The sequence below is a fragment of the Agrobacterium sp. 22-223-1 genome, assembly GCF_053522385.1.
The window spans coordinates 1,095,449-1,107,856 of sequence record NZ_JBNWCN010000001.1 but is presented as its reverse complement, the minus strand read 5'-3'; the positions used below and the strand labels follow the sequence as shown (position 1 = coordinate 1,107,856).

At 59.8% G+C, this 12,408-nt stretch carries 10 protein-coding genes; 3 read left to right on the top strand and 7 right to left on the bottom strand.

The window, feature by feature from the left end; genetic code table 11:
• Positions 1 to 288 precede the first annotated feature (288 nt).
• Together ndk and ACQZ60_RS05485 are read right to left on the bottom strand one after the other, a co-directional pair.
• Complete coding sequence (ndk, locus tag ACQZ60_RS05490; RefSeq protein WP_003496769.1) at positions 289 to 711, bottom strand: nucleoside-diphosphate kinase; 423 nt, start codon at positions 709 to 711, stop codon at positions 289 to 291.
• A 103-nt stretch (positions 712 to 814) separates the two neighbouring features.
• On the bottom strand, positions 815 to 1,510 hold the full coding sequence (locus ACQZ60_RS05485; protein WP_020813408.1) for a glutathione S-transferase family protein: 696 nt from the start codon (positions 1,508 to 1,510) through the stop codon (positions 815 to 817).
• 258 nt (positions 1,511 to 1,768) lie between these two features.
• Here ACQZ60_RS05485 and ACQZ60_RS05480 point away from each other — a divergent pair, with 258 nt between their 5' ends.
• Positions 1,769 to 2,815 (top strand): GGDEF domain-containing protein, encoded by a 1,047-nt coding sequence (locus ACQZ60_RS05480; protein ID WP_196379456.1) that lies wholly within the window; start codon positions 1,769 to 1,771, stop codon positions 2,813 to 2,815.
• Between the two features lie 69 nt (positions 2,816 to 2,884).
• Positions 2,885 to 4,768 carry an ABC-F family ATP-binding cassette domain-containing protein gene (locus ACQZ60_RS05475; protein WP_448735316.1) on the top strand — a complete coding sequence of 628 codons (1,884 nt, stop codon included), beginning with the start codon at positions 2,885 to 2,887 and terminating at the stop codon, positions 4,766 to 4,768.
• 134 nt (positions 4,769 to 4,902) lie between these two features.
• On the opposite strand, the gene ACQZ60_RS05470 is transcribed toward ACQZ60_RS05475, so the two are convergent.
• The 5 genes from ACQZ60_RS05470 to ACQZ60_RS05450 all read right to left on the bottom strand — a co-directional run bounded on the left by ACQZ60_RS05470 (position 4,903) and on the right by ACQZ60_RS05450 (position 11,006).
• Complete coding sequence (locus tag ACQZ60_RS05470) at positions 4,903 to 5,385, bottom strand: GlcG/HbpS family heme-binding protein (protein ID WP_448734880.1); 483 nt, start codon at positions 5,383 to 5,385, stop codon at positions 4,903 to 4,905.
• Between the two features lie 89 nt (positions 5,386 to 5,474).
• Complete coding sequence (locus ACQZ60_RS05465) at positions 5,475 to 6,083, bottom strand: response regulator transcription factor (RefSeq protein WP_448734879.1); 609 nt, start codon at positions 6,081 to 6,083, stop codon at positions 5,475 to 5,477.
• The gene (locus ACQZ60_RS05460) at positions 6,080 to 7,789 is read right to left on the bottom strand and encodes a sensor histidine kinase (RefSeq protein WP_448734878.1); all 1,710 of its coding nucleotides are present in this window, start codon (positions 7,787 to 7,789) and stop codon (positions 6,080 to 6,082) included. The genes ACQZ60_RS05465 and ACQZ60_RS05460 overlap by 4 nt, the downstream gene beginning before the upstream one ends.
• 107 nt (positions 7,790 to 7,896) lie before the next feature.
• Positions 7,897 to 9,837 (bottom strand): EAL domain-containing protein, encoded by a 1,941-nt coding sequence (locus tag ACQZ60_RS05455; RefSeq protein WP_031234553.1) that lies wholly within the window; start codon positions 9,835 to 9,837, stop codon positions 7,897 to 7,899.
• Positions 9,838 to 9,947: 110 nt separating this feature from the next.
• Positions 9,948 to 11,006: a GGDEF domain-containing protein gene (locus ACQZ60_RS05450; protein WP_245267404.1), complete on the bottom strand. Its 1,059-nt coding sequence runs from the start codon at positions 11,004 to 11,006 to the stop codon at positions 9,948 to 9,950.
• Between the two features lie 466 nt (positions 11,007 to 11,472).
• Here ACQZ60_RS05450 and ACQZ60_RS05445 point away from each other — a divergent pair, with 466 nt between their 5' ends.
• Complete coding sequence (locus ACQZ60_RS05445; RefSeq protein WP_448734877.1) at positions 11,473 to 12,399, top strand: Gfo/Idh/MocA family protein; 927 nt, start codon at positions 11,473 to 11,475, stop codon at positions 12,397 to 12,399.
• The last annotated feature ends 9 nt before the right edge of the window (positions 12,400 to 12,408 follow it).

Here is a 12,408-nt window from a genome sequence, read left to right as displayed (position 1 = left end):
GTAGGGGGTGGCAAACCTCTCTTCCGTCATGCCGGGCTTGACCCGGCATCCAGCAGCCGCGCGTCTGCGTGGCGTAAGAGTCTTTGCGATCAAGGACTTGATCGCGCTGGACCCCGGATCCAGTCCGGGGTGACGGAGTATGAAGTGAGGTCTCCGCAGAAACGCACCGTCTTGCAGGCAGCGCTCCAAAACAAAAAAAACGGAGCCTTTCGGCTCCGTTTCTTCGAGTCTTTTCAGCGGCTTCACACAATCGCCTGCAACAGCGATTCAAGCCGTTGAGATTTTGAATCAGCCGACGATTTCGGTTTCGGCGAACCAGTAGGCGATTTCCTGTGCGGCGGTTTCCGGGGCGTCGGAGCCGTGAACGGAGTTTTCGCCGATGGAGAGCGCGAAGGTCTTGCGGATGGTGCCTTCCGCGGCCTGGGCCGGGTTGGTGGCACCCATGATTTCGCGGTTCTTGAGGATGGCGTTTTCGCCTTCCAGAACCTGAACGATGGTCGGGCCGGAAGTCATGCCTTCAACGAGTTCGCCGAAGAAGGGACGCTCTTTGTGAACGGCGTAGAAGCCTTCGGCTTCGCGCTTGCTCATCCAGACGCGCTTGGAGGCGACGACGCGCAGGCCGTTGTCTTCAAATACCTTGGTGATCGCGCCCGTCAGGTTACGCTTGGTTGCGTCCGGCTTGATCATCGAAAATGTGCGTTCAATCGCCATATGTCCGTTTCCTTTTCCTTCAGAGAAAGTGGGCGGTCTTTACCCGCCCAAAGGCCCGAAAACAAGGGGGATCGACGAGATTGCGGCGATCATGCCAGACATTTCACGCCGCTGTCACACTGCGGCCTCTCGCATCGTAGAGATCGAGGCAGCCTTCGAACCAGTCCCGCACGGGGTCGTTATCGGCGAACAAATCCGCCCCGGTGGTAATCCGCGCCCATTGCAGCGCACCGAACACGATGTAATCCGCAAAAAGCGGCGATGTGCCGCCGATGAAAGGCTGGAAGCTCAGCATACGCCGGATCGGCGCAAGCAATGCCGGAAAGGCTGCGATTTCCGCCTCGCGGTTCGCCACCACATCCTCGAGCGGACGACCGAGCGCTTTCGTGCGGCTGTCGCGGAAATAACGGCGATCCGGCTCGTCCAGCATATTGTGGATATCGAGCACGGCAATGCGCACGATGGCCGGGTGAAGCACCGTCTGCGACCAGCTTTCGACGAAACGGGCCATGGCCTTGCCGCCCTCGCCGTTGAACAGCGACGGGCGCTCCGGGTAGGCTTCATCCAGATAAAGCGCGATTTCGAAACTGTCGCTCACCAGTTCATCGCCGTCGCGCAGGATCGGCACGGTCTTCGAAAACCCGTCCTCCACCGTCGGGATCACCGTGAAGGGTAAAGGCCGCTCCTCGAAATCCAGCCCCTTATGCGCCAGCGAAAGCACGGTTTTCCAGCAATGGGGAGAAAATGGCCGGGAAGTATCGCTTCCGCATAGCGAATAGAGCGTTCTGGAAGTCGTCATGGGCTGCCCCTCTTCTGCAACATCGATGGAGCGATATAAAAACGGTCGCCGCCCGAAATCAAATCAGGATTTGTCATATTATCGATCAAGGTACGCTTCGGGCACACCCGCCTTCCACAACGCGGAATTCATGCTTCGTGACAGCAAAATTCTTTGTGGATTTATTCTATTTTAAACCGTCGCTTGTAAGAATAACGCCGTTCAACAATCGGTTATCGCCGGTCCATTCATAATAATCCATTGCTATTGGGGCTGTCAGTGACGACATCGGCGGGCGATAAAAAACGCGAACAGGCAAGAAGCGCTCTTGTCGTTACCAAGATCACGCAGTTCATCGCCAAGATGAACATTGCACCTTTGCCGCGCAATTATGAATTGATCTATGAAATATTGTCCGGACACAATCCGGCCATGGGCCGTGACATTCTCGCGCTCGGCAATGCGCCGCAGCAGCATGAAATCGACCTCATCGGCCAGCGGCACAATCTGCCCGGCTTTTCGCGCATCGAAGCCGAACAGATGGCAAGCGAGGCCTTCGATACACTGACGCAGATTTCCGCGCGGCTGGATGCAAGCCTTCAGCGTACCGAGACTTTCCTGGCCAGCCTTGAGCAGGATGAAGATGGCGAGCCGCCCGCAACGGAGCGCTTCGTCGATTTGCTGGGCGATATCCACGAAGAACAGACGAGCCTTCGGCATTTCATCGCCATGGGGTTGGTGAAAATCCGCGAGGTTGAAAGAAACCGGGGGGAGCTTCAGGCCGCCTCGCTGCGCGATGCGCTAACCGCGCTTCCCAACCGGGCTGCCTTTCTTGAAAAACTCGGCGGCCTGTTTTCAAAGGACCGCGCCGCCTCCGCCACCACGCTCGCGCTGCTGGATATCGACCATTTCCGGGAAATCAACGGCAAATACGGCTCCGCCGCCGGCAACAAGGCGCTCAGAAGGCTTGCCGCCCTGTTTCGCAAAACCATCAAGAAGGACGATTTCGTCGCCCGTATCGGTGGCGATGAATTCGCCTTCCTGTTTGCCGGCGTGCCGCAGAACACGGCCGAGGCCATTGCCGAGCGGTTGCGGCAAAGTGTGGAGGCGCTGCGTTTCGTGACGCAGGAAGGAGACGGCGAACATCTGACCGTTTCAATCGGCGTCGCTGCGGTGGATGGAACCGCAACGCCCGCCGAATTTTTCAGCCATGCCGAACTCGCTCTGCTTTCGGCCCGCTGCGGCACCCGCAACTGCGTCGTCGGTTATTCGCGGGAGGTGGCGCAGCATAGCCGCAGCAGCTATCTGGCGCAGCTCGGCGATTGACAGTTTAATCTCGCCCGATGTGGCGCGGGCGCTCTTGCCTTGGCCAAACAGTTCGGCCAAAACGGCGCCATGATTACGATTACCGATCTTTCCGCCCGTATCGCCGGGCGTCTGCTTCTCGACCATGCCAGCGTGACGCTTCCCGCCGGTGTGAAGGCGGGCCTTGTTGGCCGCAACGGCGCCGGCAAATCCACCCTGTTCCGGGTCATCACCGGTGATTTCTCGGCGGAAAGCGGTTCGGTGACAATCCCGAAACAGGCGCGCATCGGTCAGGTGGCACAGGAAGCCCCAGGCACCGAGGAATCGCTGATTTCCATCGTGCTTTCGGCCGACAGGGAGCGCAGCGCGCTTTTGGCCGAGGCGGAAACCGCAACCGATCCGCACCGTATCGCGGAAATCCAGATGCGGCTCGTCGATATCGACGCCCATTCGGCGGAAGCGCGCGCCTCCAGCATTCTTGCCGGTCTCGGTTTCGATCACGAAGCGCAGCTTCGCCCGGCCTCCTCCTTCTCCGGCGGCTGGCGCATGCGCGTGGCGCTCGCCTCCGTGCTGTTTGCCGAACCCGATCTGCTGCTGCTCGATGAGCCGACCAACTATCTCGACCTCGAAGGCACGCTCTGGCTGGAGGACTATATCCGGCGGTATCCGCATACCGTCATCATCATCAGCCACGACCGCGATCTTCTCAACAATGCCGTCAACTCCATCGTGCATCTGGACCAGAAGAAGCTGACCTTCTATCGCGGCGGTTACGACCAATTCGAGCGGCAGAAGGCCGAGGCCGACGAATTGCAGATGAAGGCGAAGGCGAAGAACGATGCCGCACGCAAGCACCTGCAAAGCTTCATCGACCGTTTCCGCGCCAAGGCCACCAAGGCGCGGCAGGCGCAGAGCCGCATCAAGGCGCTGGAGCGCATGGGCACCGTCGCCGCCGTGATCGAGGATCACGTCCAGCCGATTACCTTCCCGGAGCCGGAAAAGCAGCCCGCCTCGCCCATCGTCGCCATCAATGGCGGGGCTGTGGGTTACGAGCCGGGCAAATCCATTCTGAAGCAGCTCAATCTCAGGATCGACAATGACGACCGCATTGCGCTGCTCGGCTCCAACGGCAACGGCAAATCCACCTTCGCGAAATTCATCTCCGGCCGGCTTGCGCCGCAGGCGGGCGATCTTCGCGTCGCCCCTGGCCTCAAGATCGGTTTCTTCGCGCAGCACCAGCTCGATGATCTCGTGCCGGATGAAACGCCGGTCGAACATGTGCGCAAGCTGATGCCGCTGGCCCCGGAGGCGCAGGTGCGCTCCCGCGTGGCACAGATGGGTCTCGCAACCGAAAAGATGGCGACGGCGGCAAAGGATCTTTCCGGTGGCGAAAAGGCCCGGCTTCTGATGGGACTTGCGGCCTTCCATGCGCCGAACCTTCTCATCCTCGACGAACCGACCAACCATCTCGATATCGACAGCCGCAGGGCGCTGATCGAGGCGCTGAACGATTACAGCGGCGCGGTCATCCTCATCTCGCACGACCGCCATCTCATCGAGGCGACAGTGGATCGGCTGTGGCTGGTGGCTGACGGCACGGTCAAGACCTTCGAAGGCGACATGGAGGAATATCGCGATCTCGTCGTTTCCTCCGGTAAGAAGAAGGAAGACAAGACCGACGCCGTTGCCGATCAGGCTTCCAAAGCCGATCAACGCAAGGCAAATGCGGAAAAGCGCGCCCAGCTTGCGCCGCTCAAGAAAAAGATCAACGAAATCGAATCCCTGACGGCGAAGCTTGAGAAACTGATTCAGTCGCTCGACACGGAACTTGCCGACCCGGCGCTATATGAAAAAGCCCCCGCCAAAGCCGCGCAGAAAGTCAAAGAGCGCGGTGAGGCCGCCAGCAAACTTTCCGACGCGGAGGAGCAATGGCTGCTGCTTTCCAGCGAGTATGAGGAAGCAATGGCGGGGTGATGCGCGGCTAGAAGGGTCTTTTCAGCCCAAGGACTTGGGCTGGCTGGATTCCGGCTTAAGGCCAGAATGACGGAGATTGATAACCCAAGGCATACGGCGACCTCCCATGAAGCCGCCGGACCTTATTGACAATCTTACTTCGCGCCGATGGCGTTGAGGCCTTCACGGGCGCATTCGGTGTCGATCGCGCCCGACGGCGCGCCGCCGACGCCGATGCCGCCGACCAGCGCTTCGCCGATCTTGATGGGCAGACCGCCAGCCTGAACGACCAGACGGTCATCCATGGTGCGCAGCCCTTCATTGGCGGGCTTGGAGGCGACGAATTCGGCGATTTCGCCGGTATCGCGGCCGAGCGATGCGGCAGTAAAGGCCTTGCCGGTTGCGCTGGAGACCGTGTGCGGGCCGGAGCCGTCCGCCTTCAGCACCGTCTTGGTGGCGCCGTCGCGGGCGACGATGGCAACGGTGACGGCGTTGCCCTTGGTCGAGCAGGCCTGAAGCGCAGCCTTGGCCGCCTTTTCCGCCATTTCGAGCGGCAGATAAGGCGCGGTCGGCAGCGTCTGCGCCAATGCAGCCGAAGGAGCGATGAGAGCCGAAGCGATGAGAAGGGTGCGGATCATTGAGAGGTCCTCTTGCTTGATGAGGACTGCACCTTAAGCGGATGGCGTTCCGCCGCGAATCCGTAAGACTTGCCGGCGGCTCGGTAGTTCTACCGATCCGCACCGGCTTCCAGCCAGAGCCTTGTCATTTCCGCCTGCGAGGTGGTGCCGAGCTTGAGGCCGATGGCGGAGCGATGGCTATCCACCGTGCGCGGCGACAGGCCAAGCCCGTCAGCGATCTGGCGCGTTGTGAAACCAAGTGCGATGCGCTCGAGTATCTCCCTCTCCCGTGCGGTCAGCAGCGATAAAAGCGCCATGGTCTCGGCCTGGAGCGCTTTTGCATCGAGCCTGCGGGTCAATATCCGATGCGCCTTCTGGATCGCGTCGATGAGATCCTGCTCATCCACGGGCTTGGAGAGAAAATCCACCGCGCCATTGTGAAAGGCCCGGCGGCAGGCTTCGATATTGCCGTGACCGGAAATGATGATGACAGGCCAGTCGATCCCCTCTTCCGTCAGCTTTTCCTGCAGCTTCAATCCGGTAATGGCTGGCATACGGATATCGAAGATAAGGCAACCCGGTTCGAGCCCGGATAGCTGACCGAGAAATACCACCGGATCGGCAAAGCCTTTCGCCTTGATGCCGACGGTGGACAGGAGCAGGATCAGCGCCTTGCGCACGGCGTCATCGTCATCGACGAGATAGACGGGCAGCGTCATGGGGTCTGTGCCTCCGCTGCAATCGGCAGGACAACGCGGAAAAGCGCGCCATTCTCACTCTCGACATAGCGGATTTCGCCGCCGGCGCGCTCCACCAACCGCTGGCTGAGGGCAAGTCCCAGACCCATGCCGTTCGTTTTCGTGGTGGCGAAAGGCGTAAACAGCCGGTCGCGCAGGCCCGGTGCGACGCCGGGGCCGTTATCGGCAACTTCGAGAAGGGCCAAATCACCGCTCCGGCTCAATCTGGCGGTAATCGCGCGTCTACCTTCGATGGCAGTGAGCGCATCGAGCGCGTTGCGCAGCAGATTGAACATGACCTGCTCTATTTCAACGGGATCGACCCGCACCAATAGCGGAGCATCAGGCATCTCGATGTCGATGCTGGCCTCATGACGGGCCGCCTCGCCGGCAAGCAGCGCATCGACGTTGCGCAGAGCGGCGCGCAGATCATGCGCCGCCACCGGTTGACGGTGCGGCAGCGACCAATTGCGAAACCGGTCGAGCATATTGGCGGCGCATCGCGCCTGATCGATCATATCGTCGAGGGCACCGGAAAGGGCCGCGACATCCTGACGGGCCAGCAGCCGCCGCCCGGCCTGCGCCTGCGCCAATATCGCCGTCAAGGGCTGGGTCAGTTCATGGGCAAGGCCGCTTGCCATCTCTCCGAGTGCATTGACCCGCGAAGCATGGGTGAGCCTCGCCTCCATGCCACTCAGTTCGGCCCGTCTTTCGGCGGCGCGCATGCGCGTCCTCTGTCTCGCCATGACAGTGCCGAGCAGGAAAACGATGCTCGCCCCAGCCATGCCCGCCAACAGGGCACGGCCCGGCAAGAGATCGCGCCAGGTGATGGACAGCGCGATTTCCAGCGTAAGGGGCTGGGTGGCGCTGCTGAGCTGCCGGACATATTGCGGTGCTTCCGGCATCGAGGGCGGGCCGAACAGGAGCGTACCGTCAGGCATTTTGAGGCGGATCACCGCCTGTTTCGCCGACCAGAACGGAGTATCGGACGCCAGAAGCCGCGCGGCATCGACGGCAAGCACCAGCACTTGCGAGGCCGTCTCGCTATTGGGGCTGCGCTTGACGATCATGTAGTGGCCGGGCCTGAGATCGCTCGCCACCAGGGCGGGCCGGCCGGTAAAGACTGACGCCGCCTTGCGGATCGCCGCTGCCAACTCGTTTTCCAGCGGCCGGGTGCCGATAACAGGCCCCGCCTCATTGAGGGAAACCAGCTGAACCTCATCGATGCGCGGGTAAAATTGCAGAATGGGTGCCGCGACATCGAGCAGCAGGCCGTAGTCCGCCCCCTGCTCCGCCTGCGCCACCGCCGAAAGCGCCGTCACATGGGCATCATGCTGATCGGCCCGGCGGGATGCCTCGGCCTGCAATGCATCGCTCTGCCGACCCAACTCGCCGAGCAGGCTGACATATTGATAAGCCGCCAGAGCGCAAATGACGGCCGCCATGAGTAATGCCCAGGCCAGAAACAACCTGAGAAAATTCCATCCTGTCAGCAGCCGAGGATTGTCCGCCGTGCGTCGGTCGCCTGATACGGCATGGGCGGCTGCGCGAAACGAGCGGCCGGCGGCGCTGTCCGCGCCCCTGGCCGCCTCATTCGGCAGGTGCTTGGCCGGCTTTCCGGGCATGTCGTTCCATGCATCGTTGTTTTCAAGCATCGGCTCGCCCGCATGACCGGTAAAGAGGGTCATAACATTCGTTCATCAAAGGACTTTTCTCAGCACAGACCGGGAAAACATTCAATCCGGCCCCAGCCGAATTTACCCCTGATCAGGAAGACCCAAAGGGTCCCCTCGCGTTAGGCGCACGCCCTTTGAGGCTGCAACCGGTCGAGCGGTACGGCGGGGGAATAAAGATAACCCTGCCCGAAGCGAATGCCCATCTGCATGAGGAGCCGGCTCTGTTCCTCGGTTTCTATGCCTTCCGTCACCAGCTTTGCGCCGTAACGCTCCGCACTCTCGAAGGCGAGCGCGATGGCCTCCCTGAACCGCGACTGGTCGAGCCTCGATGTCATCCAGTGATCGATCTTGACCTCTTCGAACGGGAACCGCGCCAGCAAAGTGAGGGCGGCATAACCGGTGCCGAAATCATCGAGCGCCAGCCGGACGCCTGCGGCAATCAGCGTATCGAAATTCTGCTGCACAACATCGGTGGTCGGTATCCTGCTCATCTCCGTCACTTCGATCGAGAGGCGATGCGCCGGCACCGCCATTTCGTGCAGCAGCGCCACGACCCGGTCTGCGAAATGCGCGCTCGCAAAGGACGAAGCGGAAATATTCACCGCCAGATGAAAATCCGCCTCGAGGCCGTGCAGGTCGCGAAGATCGCGCACGACGGCTTCGATCGTCGACCATTCGAATTCCACCAGCAGCCGATGGCGTTCGGCGATCTCCAGCACATAATAAGGCGAAAGCGCCTGCCCCCGCGCATCGACCGCACGCAGCAGCGCTTCGGCGCCGATCATGCGGCGAGTGCGCATTTCGTATTTCGGCTGGTAGCAAATGGGCGGCGTGCTGGATTTGATCCAGTTGACCAGCATCTGCCGCACCGCCTCGTCCCGCGTCGCTTTCTCGGCAAAGGAGAAGGGGAAAATCTGCACCGGATGATCGCTTCCCTTCAGCGCAAGGCTCAGGTGCCTGAGGAAGGAAGCGACGTTCTGCCGGGACAGCCTGTCCAGATTCGCCGCACCGATTTTGAGATGCGGCACCGGCCCCGCCTCCGCCGAGCGGCAAAATGCGCTCAACCCGTCATGCAGATGCATCATGAGTTTCGCACTTTCAGACTTCTCCAGCGAAATCCCCCGCATGACGACCGCAAGTGTCGTATCGCCGAACATGAAACTGCAGGGCGTATTGGATCTGCATAATAAGCCGTCTTCCCGGTCGCAGATTTCCCGCGCCAGCCTCGGCCAGAAAAGATCGCTCCAGTCCTCGCCCTCGCAGGCGGCGACATCGGCAATATTGACGATCTCGATCAGAATAAGGGCGTGCGGAACGGCCGGCTCCTGCCGCATCGTCGTTTCTATATGGTCCTTGAGGGCGCGCCGGTTGGGCAGGCCGGTCAAGGAATCCGTCCGCGCCGCCACCTCGCGTTGCCTTGTCTCTTCCCGCGCCCGTGCCTCGCTGCGCAGAAGGATGAACAGGCAGAAGATCATCGGCAGGCCGACGGCGACCGCGCCCAGTGTTCGGCGGCCCACTGCACTCAAAAACAGTGCCTGGTCGACCAGCCCAAGGGCGAATGAGATCGAGATGGCGAGCAGCACGGCAATGAACCTGACCGCGAAGACGGTGAGAATATCCCGAATTCCCAGATCGGCGAGGCGGCGCTTGCGCATCCAGCCATACATGATGATGCCGCAGGCCGAAATGACGACCATGTCCTGCAGGGCCGCAAAGAACAGCACGGGACCGCCGAACACGAAACGCCCGGCCGCCACAAGAGACAGGCTGATCAGCCCCCCCTGCCAGGACCCCAGCACCCCGGCCAGGAACAGCAGGTCGGAGCGGATGTAGGGCTTGGAGGGCAGCTTGATGAACTCGGACACCAGCAGCGTCAGCAGAAAGCCCGCCATTCCGAAGACGATGCCATAATAGACTTTGTAGCGAGGGTCCTCGAGAGCGATGTTTCGCCGCAGGAGGATCAGCACGGACACCATGCCAACTACGGCGGCCGCCTGAAGCAGCAGGAATGGAAGCTCGGCAGCCGATGCTGCCGCTTGTGCGGCGATCAATTCCATCATCTGCATTCCCCGGTTATTATGTGTTCTGGCGCCGGAATTCCGGCACATGGCTCAAAAATCCCACGTCCCGCGGGACAGAATTTATAGCGCGCCGCCAAACCCTCAGTATCCTATGCCGACATCGCGGCTTCGACGCCGTAAAGTTCTGCTGGCCCGACAATCGTTCCGATATGCCCGGAGGCGAGCACCAGCCGGTCACGGCCCTGACGCTTCGCTTCGTAGAGCGCCATATCGGCCCGGTTCACCATCTCGTATATGATTTCCCTGCCGTCACCGGAAACGGCAATGCCGAGACTGACGGTAACGATTTCCCGCCCATCGGGACGGTTGAGATGGGGTATGGCCTCGTCGATCACGGCCAATCTCAGCCTTTCGCCGATGGCGAGCGCGGCGGAAACAACGCAATTGTCGAGCAGAACCACAAATTCCTCCCCACCATAACGCGCGACGAAACTTCTGTCGCCATCATCCTTGCGAAGCGCGCTGCGCAGCCTGCCGGCGATCCTGCGCAGGCAGTCATCACCGGCTACATGACCCTCCGAGTCATTGTAGTTCTTGAAATAGTCGACATCGAGAAGGATGAGCGCCCGCGGCCTGCCGCTGCCACCCGAAGCCTCGCTCGCCGCCTCGTCAAAGCTGCGGCGGTTGCGAATGCCGGTGAGCTGGTCGGTATTGGAAAGCTGCTGAAGTTCGTGATTTGCGGTTTGAATCCGCTGCAGCAACGTCTTTTCGCGCAGCGACGCTAGATAATCCCGTCTTTCCACCTGCTCGATACGATAGGCCGCAAACAGCGAGACGGCGCTGATTCCGACGGAACACATGATCGCCGGCAGCTTGGCCACCTGGCTCGTTACGGTGACATATTCCATGCCGACGATGAAAACCGCCATGCAGCCGACCGTTCCGAGGACAGCGAGCGGAAACGGCTTGCGATGTATCGTATTCATATAAAGGACGACGGTGACGATGCCCATGTAATATTCGCTCGCCGACGAGGTTTGCGCATTGGCATAGATGAACATGATCGATGCGACGACCAACATGCAGCCCAGCCCGTGCAGGACCTCATGCGCCACGGCATCCGGCCGCATCCTGATCGCGTAATATCGCGCGGGAAAATAAAGAAACAGAAGCGGCGTGATGACAAAAAGGCGGACGGTCAGATCCAACCAGATGATCTCCGGGACCAGACTTATGTCCACAAACACGTAGAGATTGTAGAGGATGGCACCGAAAATCAATCCGTATGTATTGAATTGCCGGCTGCTTTCGTTGACTTTCTGAACGAAGCCAGACAAACGGTCGTCTTTAATTAAAATCACCCCGCACCTATCATTCAAAAATATATTAAAGTAAAATACGAAATTAATGCCAACAATTATGGAATTTACACGAAAAAAATTAATATTAAAACCACCGATTAACAAAAAATATCACTTAGATATTCAAAATAGTATTTTTATATCTCAAATACTATACAATATGAGAATACACATGTCGAAATTTGTAATGACGTTACAGCTTGAAAAAAGACGTGCCACGTGGAGACGATCACCTTGCTCCTTCGGTCGTTTCTGCTAAAAACTTGTAAAAATCACACTTTATCCCATGCAGCACTCACACGGGTTCCACTTCATGTCAGCCACCAAGCTTGCCATCGTCGGCGTCGGCAAAATCGTTCGCGACCAGCATCTTCCCGCCATTGCAGGCAATCCGGATTTTGAATTGATCTGCACCGCAAGCCGTCACGGCACCGTGGACGGCGTCGCTTCCTATGGCACCATCGAGACCATGCTGGAGGCTGTGCCCGATATCGATGCGGTGTCGCTGTGCATGCCGCCGCAATATCGTTACGAGGCGGCTTACGCGGCGCTGAATGCCGACAAGCACGTTTTCCTCGAAAAGCCGCCGGGCGCCACCCTTTCGGAAGTGCAGGATCTCGTCCGGCTGGCGGATTCGAAGGGCCTTTCGCTGTTTGCAAGCTGGCATTCGCGTTATGCGCCGGCGGTCGAGGCTGCGAAGGCCTTTCTGGCTTCCACCAAAATCGACAGCGTGCATGTCATCTGGAAAGAGGATGTGCGCCACTGGCACCCGAACCAGGCCTGGATCTGGCAGGCGGGCGGTCTTGGCGTGTTCGACCCCGGCATCAACGCGCTTTCGATCATCACCCATATCTTGCCGCGCGCCCTGCTCCTGACCAAGGCGACGCTCGAATTCCCGGAAAACCGCGACGCCCCGATTGCCGCCGACCTGCATTTTTCCGATGTGACGAAAACGCCCGTCCATGCCGAATTCGACTGGCGTCAGACCGGCAAGCAGAGTTGGGATATCGTTGCCGAAACGGCAGCGGGACGGATGGTGCTTTCGGAAGGCGGCGCAAAGCTCTCGATCAACGGCGAAGAAAAACTCTCCCAGCCGGAACGGGAATATCCGGCCCTTTACGAGCGTTTCTCGGAAATCATCAAGGCAGGCCGCTCAGATGTCGATCTTGCGCCGCTGACCCATGTGGCCGACGCCTTCCTGCTCGGCCGCCACAAATTCGTGGATTCCTTCTACGACTGAGAAGCAGAA